This is a genomic window from Gordonia sp. LMA484, assembly GCF_058129505.1.
Genome location: NZ_CM176700.1, coordinates 5713019 through 5729730, shown reverse-complemented (window position 1 = coordinate 5729730; position 16712 = coordinate 5713019). Strand labels below are relative to the sequence as shown.

The 16712-nt window shown below is 66.9% G+C and carries 15 protein-coding genes and 1 pseudogene; 9 read left to right on the top strand and 7 right to left on the bottom strand.

The genetic code is table 11. The annotated features are described in order from the left end of the window. Window positions 1-135: 135 nt before the first annotated feature. A complete protein-coding gene (surE, locus tag AC4AMJ_RS25425) occupies window positions 136-909 on the top strand; it encodes a 5'/3'-nucleotidase SurE (protein ID WP_489915515.1) in 774 nt (257 codons plus the stop codon). Window positions 910-971: 62 nt separating this feature from the next. Here surE and AC4AMJ_RS25420 read toward each other — a convergent pair whose 3' ends face one another. Then, complete coding sequence (locus AC4AMJ_RS25420; protein ID WP_489915513.1) at window positions 972-1598, bottom strand: MarR family transcriptional regulator; 627 nt, start codon at window positions 1596-1598, stop codon at window positions 972-974. Next, window positions 1595-3097 carry an AMP-binding protein gene (locus tag AC4AMJ_RS25415; protein ID WP_489915511.1) on the bottom strand — a complete coding sequence of 501 codons (1503 nt, stop codon included), beginning with the start codon at window positions 3095-3097 and terminating at the stop codon, window positions 1595-1597. The genes AC4AMJ_RS25420 and AC4AMJ_RS25415 overlap by 4 nt, the downstream gene beginning before the upstream one ends. A gap of 175 nt (window positions 3098-3272) precedes the next feature. On the opposite strand from AC4AMJ_RS25415, the pseudogene AC4AMJ_RS25410 reads away from it, so the two are divergent. The 7 genes and pseudogenes from AC4AMJ_RS25410 (at window position 3273) to AC4AMJ_RS25380 (ending at window position 11792) form a co-directional block, all read left to right on the top strand. Then, a pseudogene (locus AC4AMJ_RS25410) lies at window positions 3273-4471 on the top strand (cytochrome P450). Then, window positions 4468-5913, top strand: a complete 1446-nt coding sequence (locus AC4AMJ_RS25405; protein ID WP_489915509.1) for an aldehyde dehydrogenase family protein — start codon at window positions 4468-4470, stop codon at window positions 5911-5913. The pseudogene AC4AMJ_RS25410 and the gene AC4AMJ_RS25405 overlap by 4 nt, the downstream one beginning before the upstream one ends. Further along, the gene (locus AC4AMJ_RS25400; protein WP_489898419.1) at window positions 5910-6743 is read left to right on the top strand and encodes an SDR family oxidoreductase; all 834 of its coding nucleotides are present in this window, start codon (window positions 5910-5912) and stop codon (window positions 6741-6743) included. The genes AC4AMJ_RS25405 and AC4AMJ_RS25400 overlap by 4 nt, the downstream gene beginning before the upstream one ends. Next, window positions 6740-8227 (top strand): pyruvate, phosphate dikinase, encoded by a 1488-nt coding sequence (locus AC4AMJ_RS25395; protein WP_489915507.1) that lies wholly within the window; start codon window positions 6740-6742, stop codon window positions 8225-8227. The genes AC4AMJ_RS25400 and AC4AMJ_RS25395 overlap by 4 nt, the downstream gene beginning before the upstream one ends. 29 nt (window positions 8228-8256) lie before the next feature. Continuing rightward, a complete protein-coding gene (locus tag AC4AMJ_RS25390; RefSeq protein WP_489898421.1) occupies window positions 8257-8946 on the top strand; it encodes a TetR/AcrR family transcriptional regulator in 690 nt (229 codons plus the stop codon). After that, a complete protein-coding gene (locus tag AC4AMJ_RS25385; protein WP_489915505.1) occupies window positions 8943-9986 on the top strand; it encodes a 2Fe-2S iron-sulfur cluster-binding protein in 1044 nt (347 codons plus the stop codon). Before AC4AMJ_RS25390 ends, AC4AMJ_RS25385 begins: the two co-directional genes overlap by 4 nt. 60 nt (window positions 9987-10046) lie before the next feature. Next, the gene (locus AC4AMJ_RS25380) at window positions 10047-11792 is read left to right on the top strand and encodes a DUF3556 domain-containing protein (protein ID WP_489915503.1); all 1746 of its coding nucleotides are present in this window, start codon (window positions 10047-10049) and stop codon (window positions 11790-11792) included. Window positions 11793-12093: 301 nt separating this feature from the next. Here the strand turns inward: AC4AMJ_RS25380 and AC4AMJ_RS25375 are convergent, their stop codons facing one another. From AC4AMJ_RS25375 to AC4AMJ_RS25355, 5 genes are all read right to left on the bottom strand, one after another. Next, on the bottom strand, window positions 12094-12480 hold the full coding sequence (locus tag AC4AMJ_RS25375; RefSeq protein ID WP_489915501.1) for a VOC family protein: 387 nt from the start codon (window positions 12478-12480) through the stop codon (window positions 12094-12096). A 10-nt stretch (window positions 12481-12490) separates the two neighbouring features. Next, the gene (locus AC4AMJ_RS25370; protein WP_489915499.1) at window positions 12491-13555 is read right to left on the bottom strand and encodes an LLM class flavin-dependent oxidoreductase; all 1065 of its coding nucleotides are present in this window, start codon (window positions 13553-13555) and stop codon (window positions 12491-12493) included. After that, window positions 13555-14067: an SRPBCC family protein gene (locus AC4AMJ_RS25365; protein WP_489898426.1), complete on the bottom strand. Its 513-nt coding sequence runs from the start codon at window positions 14065-14067 to the stop codon at window positions 13555-13557. The genes AC4AMJ_RS25370 and AC4AMJ_RS25365 overlap by 1 nt, the downstream gene beginning before the upstream one ends. Before the next feature lie 68 nt (window positions 14068-14135). Then, on the bottom strand, window positions 14136-14651 hold the full coding sequence (locus AC4AMJ_RS25360) for a winged helix-turn-helix transcriptional regulator (RefSeq protein ID WP_489898427.1): 516 nt from the start codon (window positions 14649-14651) through the stop codon (window positions 14136-14138). Between the two features lie 17 nt (window positions 14652-14668). Then, on the bottom strand, window positions 14669-16000 hold the full coding sequence (locus AC4AMJ_RS25355; protein WP_489915497.1) for an FAD-dependent oxidoreductase: 1332 nt from the start codon (window positions 15998-16000) through the stop codon (window positions 14669-14671). A gap of 66 nt (window positions 16001-16066) precedes the next feature. On the opposite strand from AC4AMJ_RS25355, the gene AC4AMJ_RS25350 reads away from it, so the two are divergent. Continuing rightward, window positions 16067-16711 (top strand): TetR/AcrR family transcriptional regulator, encoded by a 645-nt coding sequence (locus tag AC4AMJ_RS25350; RefSeq protein WP_489898429.1) that lies wholly within the window; start codon window positions 16067-16069, stop codon window positions 16709-16711. Window position 16712 lies beyond the last annotated feature (1 nt).

Here is a 16712-nt window from a genome sequence, read left to right as displayed (position 1 = left end):
GTCAAGATGGTCTGACGTGCTGTTTCCATTACCCAGCTCCAGTTTGGCGTTCTACGGCGATCTGTTCGCTGGACAATCTTGTGACGAGTGAGTCACTATCGATGTGAGGGCGATTCCGCCCGGGAGGAGTCGATGATGCGTGTACTGGTCACGAACGACGACGGGTACGACTCGGTTGGCCTGGTCGCCGTGGCCCGGGCGCTGCTCGCGGACGGCCATGATGTGACCGTCGGCGCGCCCCTGACCGAGCGCAGTGGCAGCGGCAGCTCACTGGGAACCATCGAGGACGGCTCGCGAATCCCCTTGTTCGAAAAGCGGATCGACGAACTCGGTGACACGCCGGTGTTCGCGCTCGATTGCCCGCCCGCGCTCGCCGCGATCGCGTTCTGCTCCGGAACCTTCGGCCCACCTCCGGAATTGGTGGTCAGCGGCATCAACCCCGGGCACAATACGGGCCGATCCGTGTTGTTCTCCAGTACCGTCGGCGCCGTGTTGGCCGCCCGTGTCGCCGGCGTCAGCGGACTCGCGATCAGTACCGGTTTCGCCCCCGGACATCGATTCGACACGGCCGCCGAGGTGACCCGAGGTTTGGTCGATTGGTTCACGGCACGCGGCGACTCGACTGCGCCGCTGACCCTCAACGTGAATGTGCCGGATCTCGATTATGCTGCGCTGCAGGGTGTTCAGGTCGTCGATCTCGGCGCCAAGAGTATGTTCACGTTGCGTGTCGTGCGGACAGACGACGACCTGGTGCTGCGCCGGGTGGAGCGGTCGTCCGGCTTCCTCGCGGGGACTGATGGCGCTGCGGTTGCCGACGGATATGTGTCGGTGACCCCGTTGAGTTCGGTGGGCGCGGACCTGGGAGCGCTCAGCGGCGACGTGCCGGAGTTGGTGGCGGGAATTCGTTGAGCGCACGCCCACCCCGAGCCTGAGAGGGTCGGGGTGGGCGGTGGCGAACCGGACGCGAGCGGCTACTCGTCGTCGGAACCGCGTTCGCGGCCGACGGTGAGCAGGAGGTCCTGGTGCAGTTCCATCCAGATGTCGTGGTAACTGTCATACATCGGCCGCGCGAAGGCGGCGTTGTCGCCGTTGCGGACCTTGGCCAGCGCATCGTCCAGACGGTCGCGATAGCGGGCCCAGCGGGGCATGTCGGTTGATGCGGTGGTGAGGATCTCGACGATCCGTTGGTGTCGGTCGGACAGGTCCCCGACGACCGAGGCGTCGTAGTCGGCGTCGGTGTGGTCGTTGGGGGTGGTGTCGTCGCGCATCTGCCAGGCGCCGCAGATCTGTTTGAAGTCGGTGTTGATGGGCAGGAATGCCTCGTACAATGCCGTCACCGCCCGGATCTGCGTGTCGTCCAGGCCGTGCTCGCCGCGCAACTCCACGTACTTCTCCCGTCCGGCCGGGGTGAGCATCGTGCCTGCCATCCGGCCCTCACGGCGCATGGCCCAACCGGCGTCCACGATCTCGCCGACGACGGACGCGAGGTCGTCGACCGAACGTCCGGTCATCGCGGCGAGTACGGCATCGGATGTGAGTCCCTTGACCCGCAAGGCGTGCATCACTTCGACGAGATCGTTGTCGGTGGTGGTGGTCATACTCTCTCTCCTTGTGCAAAACGTGCTGTAAGACTTCGCTTGTCGAGCTTTCCGGTGGTCAGGCGAGGCAGGTCGTCGGTGAACTCCACCACGCGTGGTGCCTTGAAGTGTGCGAGACGGCCCCGGCAGAACTCGATGAGGTCTCGCTCGGTGAGCACCACGCCCGGGCGGGTCTCGACGACGGCCTTCACCGATTCACCGAATTCCGCATCGGGGATGCCGATCACGCCGACGTCGATCACGTCGGGGTGACTCAGCAGTACCTCTTCGATCTCCTCGGGATAGATGTTCACGCCGCCGGAGATGATCATGAATCCCTCGCGCCCGACGAGATACAGGTAGCCGTCGTCGAGGTAGCCGATGTCACCCATCTGGCGCAGGGCCGGTGTGTTGCCGGCGCTGTCGTAGGTCTGGGGTGTGGTGCTCTCGAAGCACACTCGCCCGCGTACGCCCTCGACTGCGGGCGCGCCGTCCGCATCCACGATGCGCACGCGCGTGGAGCCGAGGGGGCGCCCGACCGATCCGGGGTGACTGCGGACCTCGTCGGGACCGATATACGTGTGCCCGTAGCCTTCCGAAGCCCCGTAGTACTCGTGCAGGATCGGCCCCCACCAGTCGAGGATCTGGTCCTTCACATCCACGGGGCAGGGTGCACCGGAGGTGACAGCCACCCGATGGGTCGGCGACAGCTCGACACGTTCCCGTTCGGGCAGACGCAGTAGCCGCACGAGCATCGTCGGCACCCATTGGGAGTGGGTGACGTGGTGTCGGACGATCGCCGTCATCGCGGCCGCGGCGTCGAATCGTTCCATGCATACGACTGTTCCGCCGGCGGCGAGGGTGATCAGCGCAAAGGTGAAGGGGGCGGCGTGATAGTTGGGTGCCGGAGACAGCAGGCGCGTGGCCGCATCGATACCGAGTTTGTCGACGAGTCCGGAATGCCGCCGCGGTGCGTCGGCGGGGTGCACGCCGAGCAGGTCTTGCGCGAAGCGCTTGGGCCGGCCGGTGGTGCCGCCGCTGTAGAGGACGCGCGCTCCGAGGAGTTCATCGGCGATCGGGGTGACCGGTTGCCCGGCCAGCGCGTCGGCGAAGGTCACGAAGCCGGGATGAGGGCCGTCGGCGCAGATCGTGACCGCGGAGGTGGCGGGACTGCCGTCGACGGCCTCGGCCACGGCGTCAGCCACGGTCCTGCTGGTCACGATCGCCCGCGGGGCCGCTTCGTCGAAGAGGGCGGCCAGCTCGGCCGGCTTCAGATGCCAGTTGACCGGCGTGACATACAGCCCGCTGCGCATGCCGGCTGCCATCACAACCGGCCAGTGGATGTTGTTCTCCATCGCGATCAGCACGGTGTCTCCGGCCGCGACGCCGTGCTCCCGCCAGAAGTGGGCCAGTTGATTCGACCGTTCGTCGAGCTCGCGGTAGGTGATCGACTGCCCGGAGCCGGCCATCACGAACGCGACGGCGTCGGGTCGGTCGGCGGCGATGGCTGGTGGATACACGGCACTCCAATTGCGAATGGTCAGTCACTTTGGGGACCGGCCCGCCAGGCCCGTACCTCGTGGTGACGCGTTCAAGATTGTTTTACTTTTGTGGTTCACAGCACACCATAGTCTATGATTTAGTGAAAGGGCAGTCGCAAACCAGATTCCTCCGAGCATCACCCCGGGAGCCGAGATGACAAGCGTCGAGAGTATCGACCTCATGGACCTACGGCCCTTCGCCGCCGGCACCGACCATGAGCTGTTCGCCCACCTGCGCGACAACGACCCGCTGCACTGGAACGCCGAACCCGACGGCCCCGGGTTCTGGTCGGTCACCCGCTACGACGACGTCAAGGCGGTCGCGTCCAATCATGAGGATTTCACCGTCACGCAGGGCACTCAGATCGCCAGCAGACGGGCCGAAGGGGAAGGCGCCCGCAGCATCCACCACGTCGACCCGCCGGAGCACGGACCGTTGCGCGGCATCGTCACGCCCCATGTGCGGCCGGTGAAGCTCAAGTCCTTGGAGAAGGACATCGCCGCCGTCATCGACGGTCTGCTCGACGACACCACCGGGCGCACCGATATCGACTTCGTCGCCAACGTCTCGTCGCAATTACCGCTCGTGATGATCGGCCGCCTGCTCGGCGCGCCGCTGCAGGACTGCCCGAACCTGCTGCGCTGGACCAATCAGATGGCCAGCGAGGATCCCGACTATTCCGAGGGGCCGCAGACGGCGATCGCAGCGCGCGACGAGGTGTTCGGCTACTTCCGCGCCCTGGAGAACTGCGCCGCGAGTGCCCGGCCGAGGACCTGGTGAGCGTGCTGACCGCCGCCGAACTCGACGGTGTCCCGCTCTCGCGCGGGTACCTGGACGCGTACTACCTGATCCTGATGGTCGCGGGCAACGAGACGACGCGAAACCTGCTGTCCGGCGGCGTGAATCTGCTTGCCGAGAATCCTCAGTGGTGGGATTTCATGCGGGAGAACCCGGCGAAGATCCGTGTGGTCGTCGAGGAGATGGTGCGGATGGTCTCACCGGTGCTGTCGATGCGGCGCACCGCGACACGCGATCTCGAGATGCACGGGAAACAGATCTCCGCAGGCGACAAGGTCGTCATGTGGTTCTGCTCGGCCAACCGTGACGACCGCGTCTTCGACGACCCGGAAACGTTCATCGGCAACCGTTTCCCCAACGAGCACCTGGGGTTCGGATGGGGTGCGCACGCCTGCCTGGGCTCCAACCTGGCGAAGATGGAGGCCCGACTGTTCTTCACCAGGATCATCGAGCGCAACCTTCAGATCGAGGTTCTGGGCGAGCCGAACCGGTTGCAGAGCAACTTCTTCCGTGGCATCAAGACACTGCCGGTCACCATCGGGCAGCGCGGATGACCAGCGTTCAGAGTGCCCGACCCGCCGGCCTGGTCTCGCCGGCCGCACACATCGTCGACCGCACGGTCGGGACCGGCGATGAGATCCCCGTCGTCAACCCGTACACGGACACCGTCATCGGCGTCACGCACGAGGCCGATGCGGCACTGGTCCACGAGGCGGTGGCGCTGGCCGACAAGGGTTTCCGGTTGTGGTCAGCCGTCGATGCCGCCGACCGCGCCACTGTCCTGCGGCGTACCGCCGAGATCCTCACGGCGCGCGGGCAGTCGGTGGCGGACACCGTGACCGCCGAGATGGGTATGCCGACGACGTTGGCTGTCGCCACGCAGCAGGTGATGCCGGTCGCGGTCCTCAACGCGATCGCCGATGCGGCAGAGCAGTTCCCATGGGACGAGCCGATGAACGGTGCGACCCTGCACCGGGTACCGGCCGGGGTGGTCGCCGCGATCACCCCGTGGAACATGCCGGTCCACCAGATCGTCGCCAAGGTGGCCGCGGCGCTGGCCGCCGGCTGCAGTGTGGTCCTCAAGCCGTCCGAGGCCACACCCTTCGATGCCCAGCTCATCCGGCGATGCTTCCTCGACGCCGGGCTTCCGGCAGCCGCGTTCAGCATCGTCAACGGCACCGGCCCGGTGACCGGCACCGCGCTCGCCGGCCATCCCGGCATCGCCCACGTCTCCTTCACCGGGAGCGTCGGCGCGGGAAAGTCCGTCGCTGCCGCGGCCGCCGGCGCACTGACCCGCACCACTCTCGAACTCGGCGGGAAGTCGCCGGCGGTGGTGTTGCCCGACGCCGACTTCGAGACGGTCCTGCCGCGGGTTCTGGCCAGTGGCCTGGTCAACTCGGGGCAGGCCTGCAACGCCACCACCCGGATCCTCGCCCCGCGTGCCGCCACGTTCACCGTGGAATCGACATTGGTGCAAACGCTGAGCGCCGTCACGCTCGGTGACCCGACCGACACGTCCACCACCCACGGTCCGTTGGCGTCACGGCGGCAGACCGAGCGTGTGCTCGAGCACGCGGCCCTCGCTCGAGACACCGCACGGGTCGTCGCGGGAAGCGGTGAGCGCGTCGCGATCGGCGACTCGCGGTGCTTCGTCGACCCGCTGGTCGTCACCGACCTCGGGCCCGATGCCCGAACCGTCCGAGAGGAGATATTCGGTCCGGTGCTCGTCGTCCAGTACTACGACTCGGTGGCCGAGGCGATCGAACTGGCCAACGACTGCGTCTACGGACTCTCGGCCGAGGTGTGGTCGGCCAGTGCGGAGCACGCCGTGGAGGTCGCCGATCAACTCGACGTCGGGCAGGTCAAGATCAACGGCGTCAAGACCCGGGAACGGCCCGGCGTACCGTTCGGCGGCGTCAAGAACTCCGGGTACGGACGGGAACTCGGCGCCACCGGCCTCGCCGAGTTCACCGAGATCAAAGCGGTGATGGCATGAGCAGCAACGCCCGCGGCCGCACCTATGTGGTGACCGGCGCCGCATCCGGGATCGGGCTGGCGCTGGTGACGCGCATCCTGGACCGAGAGCCGAACGCGGATGTCCTCGGCATCGACCTCACCGAATGTCCGGACACCCGCGTGCGATCCGCGTCCTGCGACCTGTCGGATCTCGACGCGATCACCGATCTCCACCTGCCCGATCACGTCGACGCGCTCGCCAACGTGGCCGGCGTACCGGGGACCGCCCCCGCGGGAACCGTGCTGGCGGTCAACACCCTCGGCATGCGTGCCCTCACCTTCCGGGTCCTCGAACGGATGGGTCCGGGCGCGAGCATCGTCAATGTCGCCTCGATTGCGGCACACCGCAACACACTGCCGTCCGACGCGGTCGCGGCCTTGCTGAATGTCACGGATCGTGAGGGTCTGGACGACTGGCTCGCCGAGCATCCAATCGACGGCGCGGCCGCCTATGACACCTCCAAGCGCGCGGTCGTCGACTGGACCGTATCCCTCTCGGCTGCACTGCAATTGCGCCAGATCCGGGCGAACTCGGTGAGTCCGGGACCGACCGAGACCCCGATCCTCGTCGACTTCGAGGCCTCGATGGGCGCCGACGCGATCGCCCGGTCCGCGGCCCATGTGGGCCGACACGGCACCGCCGCCGAGTCCGCGGCCGCCGTCGACTTCCTGCTGTCCGTCGACTCCGCCTGGATCAACGGCGTCGACCTTCCCGTCGAAGGCGGATTGACCGCCATCCGCGCCGCCTTGCTGCCCGCCCCACTGACCTCACCTCGTACGGCCCCCACCACGAAGGGACTATCCCGATGAGTCCGATCCCCACCACCCCCGACGTCGTCACCCTCGACGGCACCGCACCCGCGGACCGGGACCTGCTGGGCGGCAAGGCGTACAGCGTCAACAAGATGCGCGCCCTGGGCCTGCCCGTACCGCCCGCGTTCGCGCTGACCACCCCGGTGTGCGGACGCTTTCACGAGAACGGCGGTGCACTACCCACCGACGTCTGGGAGACCGTGCTCGAGCATCTGCACGCTCTGGAGTCCGAGACCGGGAGGCGGTTCGGCACGGGCCCGTTCCCCCTGCTCGTCTCGGTCCGTTCGGGGGCGGCGCAGAGCATGCCCGGCATGATGGACACCGTGCTCAACCTCGGGCTCACCCGAGAACTGGCCGACGAGATCGGCGCGGCCACCGGCGATCCCGTCTGGGCCGACGACACGTGGGAGCGCTTCTGCACCGGTTTCGGGGACATCGTCCGCGGCGACCGGACCGCGATGCCGCCCGCCGATCCGCTCGAACAGCTACGTGAGGCCATCGGCGCGGTGTTCCGATCCTGGACCAACGAGCGCGTCACCGCCTACCGTAAGCGGCACGGCCTCGGCGCAGGCGGCGGCACCGCGGTGACGGTACAGGCGATGGTCTTCGGTAACCGCGACGACCGTTCCGGCACCGGTGTCGTGTTCAGCCGCGACCCGAGCACCGGCGAGCACGCGCTGTTCGGTGAGTGGTTGAGGCAGGCGCAGGGCGAGGACGTGGTGTCCGGTGAGCGCACCCCGGAGTCCATCAGCGAGTTCGGCAGTCACGCACCAGAACTGTTCGATCGGTTGCAGGAGATCGCCACCGTCCTGGAACGCGAGCACCGCGACCTCGTCGACATCGAGTTCACCGTCGAGAGCGGAAAGCTGTACATGCTGCAGTGCCGCTCGGGGAAGAGATCGGCGCGCGCTGCCGTGCGCGTCGCCGTCGACCTTGTCCGCGAGGGTCTCATCGACCGTGCCGAAGCGCTGTCACGGATCAGTGCGGACCATGCGCAGGTGCTGGCGAACGAGTCGGCGGTGGCATCCGACGCCGCCGTGCTGGCTCGGGGCACCGCGGCGGGTCCGGGCGTCGCGGTGGGCGTGGTGTACACCGACACCGACGACGCCTGCGATGCGGCGGCGCGCGGGGAGAAGGTCATTCTGGTACGACCGTCCACATCTCCCGCCGATGTCCCGGCCATGTTCGATTCTGTTGCGGTGGTCACCGAGGTCGGCGGAACCACCTCGCACGCGGCGCTGGTCTGTCGCGAGATCGGGCTGCCATGTGTGGTCGGCTGCGGTTCCGGGTTGACCACCACCCTGGCCGGGCAGACCGTGACCGTCGACGGCAGCAGCGGCACGATCTACGCGGGAGATGCGGCGGGGAGTGCCGATCGTAGAGACACTTACGTAGACGAACTGCTCACCTACCTGCCACCCGACCTTCCCTCCGATCACGCGCTGGCACCCTTGATCCGACACAACGCCTTACCCGCCTGATCCCTCCACTGAGGTTCGAAGGAGCAACGATGACCGACGGAATCGACGCCATCTACACTGCCGCCGGCCTGGTCGAGGAGACCGGCGCGACGCCCAAACGGCCGAATCGCCGCGGCGAGCAGACCCGCGACAAGTTGATCCGCGCGGCCGAGGAGTGCTTCACCGAGTACGGCTACACCCGTACCCGCATCTCCGACATCACCAACCGGGCCAACACCGCTCAGGGCAACTTCTATCGCCATTTCACCGGGCTCGACGACATCTTCCTGGCAGCGCTCAAACCGTCGCTGGAAGAGCTCGCGAAGGCGCGGCTGCGGCCCGACCATGCCCACGGCGAACTGGAGTCACTCATCGGTGTCAACACCACCTACCTACAGGCCTATGCGCGCAACCGGCACATGTTGCGCCTGCTGCGTGAAGCAGCTGCCGCCAGCGAGAACAAGGGATTCCAGCAGCTCTGGCTCAACCTGCGCGGCGACTTCGTGAAGCGCACCGAACGCTGGCTGAACCGGCTGGCCGAACAGGGCCTGATCGAGGCCGGCGACCAGCACATGCTGGCCGAGACCCTCGGCTGCGCGACCGAGCAGATGGCCTACGTGCACGTGGGCCTACCAGCCAGCACACCACGTCGCGAGGAGATCGTCGAGTTGGGAAATGCGCTGGGGCAGTTGTGGTATCGAGCACTTCCGCTGATCTCGTCGGAGGAACGCGTGTCATGACCGAGCTTGCCGCACCCGTCCGACCACGCACCCTCGGCCTCGATGCCACCATCGTCGACGTCCGGGACGAGACCGCCGACGCGCGGACCATCACCTTCGAGTGGCCCGGGCACGATCACTACCGGCCCGGGCAATTCGTGACGATCCGCATCCCGAGTGAGGTCACCGGATTCGTCGCACGCAGCTATTCGCTGTCGACGGCTCCCGGTATCGACCCGCGGCCGGCGATCACGGTGAAACGCACCCACCAGGGATATGGATCGAACTGGTTGTGCGACAACGCGACCGTCGGCATGACGATGCACCTGCTCGCGCCGTCAGGGGTGTTCACCCCGCACGGGTGGGACCACGATCTGCATCTGTTCGCTGCCGGAAGCGGGATCACCCCCGTGCTGTCGATCATCAAGGCGGCTCTTATCGAGCACAGCAACCGAGTCACCCTCTTCTATGCGAACCGGGACGCCTGCTCGGTGATCTTCCGCGACGTCCTCGACGACCTCGTCCGGCGGTATCCGGACCGGCTGACGGTGGTGCATTGGTTGGAGGACGAGCGCGGACTACCCACCGCGGAATCCGTCGGTGAACACTGCACGATCGCCGACGGCGACGAGGCCTTCATCTGCGGCCCGGCCCCGTTCATGGACCTCGTCGAAGGCGCCCTCGCCGCCACCGGCGCCGACCACCACCACGTGCACGTCGAACGCTATGTGTCGCTGACCGGTGATCCGTTCACGCTCGACACCGCGCCGGCAGGCGAGGACGCCGCATGCGCCACGGTCACGGCTCGACTGGACGGCACAACGTACACGGTGACATGTCCGGAGAACACCAAACTGCTCGACGCCATGCTGGCCGCCGATGTGGATGCACCGTACTCCTGCCGAGAAGGCGACTGCGGATCGTGTGTGGCCCGGTTGGTGTCGGGCGAGGTCGACCGCGGCGACGGCATCGCCCTCGAACCGGAGGATGCGGCCGACGGGTACCTGCTGACCTGCCAGTCGACCCCGACGAGCGCTGACGTGGAGATCGACTTCGAGTAGACGGAACGGTACCGTCGGAACCCCTACCAAGCACTAGCTTGGTTTGCTAGGTTCGCAACGGTGGGATTCCTGAAACAGACCACCCCCCAGATCGACTTCCCGACCTGGAGTCAGGGCAGTCGGGCGGAGAAGATCCGGCCGATGGCCCGGCACTGGGCCGAGGTCGGCTTCGGCACCCCGGTCGCACTGCATCTGTTCTATGTCGGCAAGATCGTGGCCTACATCCTCGTGGGCTGGGCGATCGTCATCTCCACACCGGGTATCGACGGCTTCTTCGACGTCGCCGCCTGGTACAACGAGCCGATCGTCTTCCAGAAGGTCGTGCTGTACACGATGCTGTTCGAGGTCGTCGGCCTCGGTTGCGGGTTCGGGCCGCTGAACAACCGCTTCTTCCCGCCGTTGGGGTCGATCCTGTATTGGCTTCGCCCGCAGACCATCCGCCAGCCGCCCTGGCCCGGCCGCGTCCCGCTCACCCGCGGCGATTCCCGTCAGGTCGTCGACGTCGCACTGTACGCGGCGTTCCTGGTGATGCTGGTGGTCGCGCTGTTCACCCCCGGGACGGGCCCGATTCCCGCGCTGGACACCACGGTCGGAGTGCTGCCGGTGTGGCAGATCTGGACCGTCCTGGCTCTCCTGGCGGTCCTGGGCCTGCGCGACAAGACTATCTTTCTCGCCGCCCGCGGCGAGGTGTACGCCGCGCTGACGGTGACGTTCCTGTTCACCGGTGTCGACATGATCATCGGCGCCAAACTGATCTTCCTGTGCATCTGGATGGGTGCGGCGACGTCGAAGCTCAACAAACATTTCCCGTTCGTCATCGCGACGATGATGTCGAACAACCCGATCTGGCGCTCCCCCAAGGTCAAGCGCAAGTTCTTCGAGAACTTCCCCGACGACCTGCGACCCGGTCGGCGATCCCGATGGATCGCGCATTTCTCCACTGCCGTCGAGGGTCTCGTGCCGATCGTGCTGTTCTTCTCCCATGGTGGGTGGCTGACGGCGGTCGCGGCGATCATCATGGTGGTCTTCCACTGCGGCATCCTGTCGTCGATCCCGATGGGTGTTCCGTTGGAGTGGAACGTCTTCATGATGTTCGGGGTCGTCACCCTGTTCGTCGGGCATGCCGATCTGGGGCTGACCGACCTGCAGTCGATGTGGCCCATCGTGTTGTTCCTCGTGTCCGCCGGCACCGTGGTGATCGGAAACCTGATGCCGCGCAAGGTCTCGTTCCTGCCTGGTATGCGCTACTACGCGGGAAACTGGGACACCTCGCTGTGGTGTGTGAAGCCGTCGGCCTCGGCGAAGATCGAGAAGGACATCGTAGCGATCGCGTCGATGCCCGCCGCGCAACTCGAACGGTTCTACGGCAGCCCCGAGGCCGCGCAGATCCCGCTGTACATGGGATATGCGTTCCGCGCGTTCAACAGTCATGGTCGGGCGCTGTTCACGTTGGCGCATCGGGCGATGCGCGGCAATCCTGAGCAGGAGTACGTGTTGACCGACGGTGAGCGGATCTGCAGCACCGCGATGGGCTGGAACTTCGGCGACGGCCACCTGTCCAATGAGCAGTTGATCGCCTCGCTACAGCGCCGGTGCCGGTTCGAGCCGGGCGAGGTCCGGATCGTGTTACTCGACGCGCAGCCGGCTCATCGGCAGACCCAGCAGTACCGGCTCGTGGACCCGGCGATCGGCGAGTTCGAACGAGGATTTGTCCAGGTCGCCGATCTCGTCACCAGACAGCCGTGGGATGACGAGGTGCCGGTGACCGTGACGTGGCAGGCGGAGAGCCGGAAGGTGGCCGACTGAAGTCTGCGACCCCGCCGCGACACGAGGTCTGCGACGGGGCCACATGGCATGAGCTCGAGCGCGTTCAGGTCACCGGCACACCCCGACTCACCGACGGTTCGGTAAGCGTGTGGCCCCTCAGCGGCGGTGGGTCGCGGTCTGCCCGGCGTCTCTGCCGCATCCAGCTCTTGTGGTCTGGACGAGCCCGACATCGTCTGTGGGCTCGACACCCTCGATGGTGCCCACCCAAGCTGGCTGCGGGGTCAAGTGCAGCTGAGAGGTCGCTATGCGACGGCCCCCCATACTTCCCGATCCGCCCGTTTCACCCCTCGAATCCGTGGCAGACGGCCTCGACGTTGTTGCCGTCCAGGTCGCGGAAGAACACCCCGTAGTAGCCCGGGTGATACTCGGGCCATTCGCGCGGCTCGTGCAAGATGATCGCGCCGGCCGTGCGGGCGGCCGCGAACACGTCGTCGACGGCGGCCCTGGTGGGTGCGGTCAAGGCGAGGTGGATCGGGCGATCGCCGGGGTCGACGAGTGGACCGAGCCACAGCTTCGGAAAGCCGTCCGGCCCGGCGAGCCCGACGACGACTCCTCCGTCGTTCTCGAAGCGCATCGCCTCGGTGACGCCGATGGCAGCGAACACGGTTGTGTAGAAGTCGGTGGCGCCGGCGACGTCAGCGCACTGGAGTGCGACGTGATCGAGCATGCATCTGAATCTACCGCCGGGCCGACGCGGTGGTGGCCGAACCGGTCTCGGCGATCATCTCGAGGCCGATGGCGAGGTTGTCCAGGCGCTCCCCGACGGTCTCCCCCGCCGGATACATCCGGACCGTGTCGACGCCGGTCTCCTGCCAGACCTGCAGACGTCGGCGCACCATCGCACGAGTCCCGATCAGCGTGGTGGCCAGCACCATGTCGTCGGTGATGAGTGCGGCGGCGCCGGCCCGGTCGCCCTGCTGCCAGCGGGCACGGACCTCATCGGCGACGTCGGCCCAGCCCTGCCGCGAATAGGCCGCGTTGTAGAAGTTCGTCGACGCAGATCCCATACCGCCCAGGCTGAATGCGAGTTCGCCCTTACGACCGGCGATGTGGCGCGCCAGCTCGTCCTCGTCGTCGAACACCGCGATCTCCGCGCCCTGGCAGATGTCGAGATCGGCGCGGACCCGTCCGGCCGATGCCAGTCCCGCATCGAGGTGATCGAAGTAGGCGTCGGCACCTTCGGGTACGAAGCTGGTGCCGAGCCAGCCATCGGCGATCGCACCGGTCAGCTCGAGCATCTTCGGCGACAGGGAGGCCAGGTAGATGGGGATGTCCGGATTCGGCGCCATCGACAGGCGCATCGGCCTGGTCGAGTCGTCGGCCGGGATCGTCACGGTCTGGCCCTGATAGCTCACCTTGTCACCGGCGAACACCTGCCGGATCACCTCGACCGCCTCCCGCATCCGCCGCAGTGGACGGTCGAACGCGACACCGTGCAACCCGGAGATCACCTGCGGCCCTGAGGCTCCCAGTCCCAGCACGAAACGTCCGTCACTCAGATCTGCGAGCGTCAGCGCGGCCTGTGCGATCGCCACCGGGGTGCGGGTACCGATCTGGATCACGCCCGAGCCGAGCGTCAACCGATCGGTGCGGGCCGCGAGATAGCCCAGCACCGACGGGGCGTCCGATCCCCAGGCCTCGGCCACCCAGCACACATCCAACCCCAGACGCTCGGCCTCGAGGACGAAATCGATTGTCTCAGAACGTGACTGAGATACCTCGACGGTGGTCGCGCTGCGCATCAGTCCACCGCCTCGGCGCGGCGCTTGATGTCGGCAACGGTGCGCGACATCGCTTTCTCGAACTCACGCATCCGCACGAACACGATCTTCTGCTCCTTGTCGGGCATCGCGTCGATCGCGAACGACAGACCCGAACGACCCGGCCCGAACCGCATCCACTGTCGCAGCGTCGTTCCGCCGTCCTCCGCGTCAAGGGTGAACCGCCACAGTGACGACGGGGTGTCGGCGTCCTCGACCGCCCAGGCAAAACGCCGGGCCGGGTCCCATTCGACGACGTGCGAGGTCGTCGACCATTGCCCGAGTGCGTCGTGCCTGCTGGTGCCGACGAACGTGCTGCCCACGCCGGGTGGTCTCGTCGGATCGGTCCACGCTGCCTCGGCGAGCTCATCGCTCATCTCGGGCATCACGGTCACATCGGTGACGATGTCCCACACGACCTCCGGCGGCGCATCGATCCACGTGTCCACCTCGACCGTCGGGCCGTCGGCATAGCGCACTCCGGTCCATTCCATGACGGGACCACCTTCCTCACATCATCGTGAGTTGCATCGTCTCATAATAAGACTTAGGTGGTCAACGCCTACCCTGGATCGGTTCCCGCACGGCGAAAACGCTCGACGATGTCCGGACGCTCGCGCAGGTGATCGGGGTATCCGGGTCCCATACGCATGCGGGATTCCTCGATCGGGATCGGTTCGCCGCAGTACTCGCACACCACCGCGACGCCGGTGTCGTGTCCGCAGGCGGTGTGGTGCAGGGTGACCGGCGGACCCGCTTCATCGGCCATCCAGCGATCGCCCCATCCGGTGATGGCCAGGAGCACGCCCCACAGGTCGGCACCCTTGGGCGTGAGGACGTACTCGTGGCGCCGCGGCTCGGCCTGGTACTCGCGTCGCTCCAGCACACCGGCCTCCACCAGCCGCGTCAGTCGATCGACGAGGGTGTTCCGCGCAATCCCGAGTTCACGCTGGATGTCGTCGAACCGTCGGATACCGTAGAACACCTCGCGCAGCACCAACACGGTCCAGGAGTCGCCGACGACGTCCATCGTGCGTGCCACCGAGCACGGCCAGTTCTCGAATGAGGTCCGTCGCATACGTCCAGGCTAGCGTCTCATCTCTGGACTGAGCAGTTCACGGGGTCAGATGTGGCGATGTGCAGTCCACTTTCCCGGCGTGCGAGCACCCGACCGACGATCGCCGGCCGAAAGAGGGAGGCGGGCGGGGCAACAAGCTGCTGGACTGCCGTCCAAGCGGCATTGACCCGATCATCGGCCGCCGACGCCCGCATCACCCGCTCGATGTACTTCGCCACCATCCGATGGCCAGGCGGGCGACGACCACGCGTGGTCGGGTAGACGAAATCTCCTCCCGTGGCGACCGTCCACGGATTGTTCACGACTGCGTTCAGCCGTGCGGCGATCCGTTCTTCGGCACCGGGCGTGACACCGCGTGACAGCTCGTCCCCTAGCGCTTTCGCCTGCAGCAGCGCAGAACTCATGCCCTGGCCGTAGATGGGGTTGAAGCTGGCGACCGCATCGCCGACCGCCACGTAGCCGGGCGTGCGAACAGAGTCCCAGTGGTGGCGCAGGCTCGATCGGAAGGTGTAGCGGCGGGGTTCCTCGAGGAACGGGCGTTGCAGGAAGGGCGCGACGACGGGATCCGCGAGGGTCCGGGCAAACCGTTGGGCACCTTCCGGATCCGTGGGCGGGCTGTCACCGAAGTAGCCGCCGAGGATGACCTGCCAGCGCTGCGCATCCATCGGGAGGAGTCCACCGATGCGTGGCAGCGTCGGCGTGTTCTGGACCAGGATCAGCTCGCCGATCTCCGCGTCGTCGGGCCGCCGCTCGATGACGAACCCGGTGTACTTGAGATCCACACCGACCTCGGTGATCGGCGGTTCGGGAACGTCGACAGCGCGACGGAAGTGCCCTGCGCGTCCGGTGGCGTCGATGACCAGGTCGGCGTCGAATGACGGGCCGTTCTTGATGCCGACGCCGACCAACCGGCCGACATCATCGCGGACACCACGGTTCACAGTTCCACGGACCATGGTGACCGTCGGCAAGGCGCGAACCCGGCGCCGCAGTTCCGGCTCGATCAGCCGGCGTCCGCACTTCGCCCGCGGGAAACCGAGATCGGGCAGGATCAGCTGTCGTCGCGCGACGCCGGCGGCATGCCAGTACACCGGCATGCGCGTCAGGTCCTCTCCGGCAGGTGCGGCGCCATGCTCGAGCAACGCGCGATGGAATCCGTGGAACAGCTCCTCGAGAACCGCGCTGCCTGCCAGGCACATGGCGTGCGGGAGCATGCCCTGCGGCGCCACACTGCCGACGGCCTCGTCGGCACGCTCCACCACGACGACCTCGTCGGCCATCGGCGCAAGCGTGGCCGCTACGGCGAGCCCGGCGATACTTCCCCCGACGATGACCACCCGAGTGCCCATGATCCGACCTTTCGTAGCACTGTTACGGTACATCGTTACGTTACGCCGTTCCGCTACGCTGTCAACATGGGTAGGCCGAAAATTCATGACGACACCACCGCCGAGCACCTGCTCACCGTGGCTGCCGATCTCATGTTCGCCCAGGGACAGGCCGCACTGTCGGTGCGTGGGGTGGCAGACGCCGCCGACACCAGCCATCGAGCGGTCTATGCCCTGTTCGGGTCCAAGCAGGGCATGCTCGATGCCCTGGCCGCGTTCGGCTACCGCGATCTCGCTACCCGGGTCAATGCGCTGGTCCCCACCGACGATCCGGCCGCCGATCTCGTCCGTGCGGGGACAGCGGGATTTCGCGCATTCGCCACCACCCGTCCGGCATTGTTCCGCCTGACCTTCGACGAGATCTCTCCGGACGCGCTCAAACAGGCACGCGTCGTCGAGGCCGCGATTGCAAGCTATGAGGCACTGGCCGCCTGGATATCCCGCGCCCGTGACGCCGGCCTCATCCACCCGACCCGCGGCGACGCCGATTGCATCTTCGCGTTCCACGCCACCTGCCAGGGATTGGCCGCCTCCGAGCTGGCCGCACAGCGACCCCCCGCCGGTCCCGGCTTCTGGCGCGGCGTCGCACCGAAGGATTTCGATGCGGTCTGGCGCGACACCCTCAGATCGGTGGTCGACGGGTTCGCTGTGGCGCGCTCGCCCGCGGGGTGAT

What these genes read in the sequence shown, in the direction of transcription:
- surE (WP_489915515.1), top strand. Translation starts at nt 136, where the DNA reads ATGCGTGTACTGGTCACGAACGACGACGGGTACGACTCGGTTGGCCTG.
- AC4AMJ_RS25420 (WP_489915513.1), bottom strand. Translation starts at nt 1,598, where the DNA reads ATGACCACCACCACCGACAACGATCTCGTCGAAGTGATGCACGCCTTG.
- AC4AMJ_RS25405 (WP_489915509.1), top strand. Translation starts at nt 4,468, where the DNA reads ATGACCAGCGTTCAGAGTGCCCGACCCGCCGGCCTGGTCTCGCCGGCC.
- AC4AMJ_RS25400 (WP_489898419.1), top strand. Translation starts at nt 5,910, where the DNA reads ATGAGCAGCAACGCCCGCGGCCGCACCTATGTGGTGACCGGCGCCGCA.
- AC4AMJ_RS25395 (WP_489915507.1), top strand. Translation starts at nt 6,740, where the DNA reads ATGAGTCCGATCCCCACCACCCCCGACGTCGTCACCCTCGACGGCACC.
- AC4AMJ_RS25390 (WP_489898421.1), top strand. Translation starts at nt 8,257, where the DNA reads ATGACCGACGGAATCGACGCCATCTACACTGCCGCCGGCCTGGTCGAG.
- AC4AMJ_RS25385 (WP_489915505.1), top strand. Translation starts at nt 8,943, where the DNA reads ATGACCGAGCTTGCCGCACCCGTCCGACCACGCACCCTCGGCCTCGAT.
- AC4AMJ_RS25375 (WP_489915501.1), bottom strand. Translation starts at nt 12,480, where the DNA reads ATGCTCGATCACGTCGCACTCCAGTGCGCTGACGTCGCCGGCGCCACC.
- AC4AMJ_RS25370 (WP_489915499.1), bottom strand. Translation starts at nt 13,555, where the DNA reads ATGCGCAGCGCGACCACCGTCGAGGTATCTCAGTCACGTTCTGAGACA.
- AC4AMJ_RS25365 (WP_489898426.1), bottom strand. Translation starts at nt 14,067, where the DNA reads ATGGAATGGACCGGAGTGCGCTATGCCGACGGCCCGACGGTCGAGGTG.
- AC4AMJ_RS25360 (WP_489898427.1), bottom strand. Translation starts at nt 14,651, where the DNA reads ATGCGACGGACCTCATTCGAGAACTGGCCGTGCTCGGTGGCACGCACG.
- AC4AMJ_RS25355 (WP_489915497.1), bottom strand. Translation starts at nt 16,000, where the DNA reads ATGGGCACTCGGGTGGTCATCGTCGGGGGAAGTATCGCCGGGCTCGCC.
- AC4AMJ_RS25350 (WP_489898429.1), top strand. Translation starts at nt 16,067, where the DNA reads ATGGGTAGGCCGAAAATTCATGACGACACCACCGCCGAGCACCTGCTC.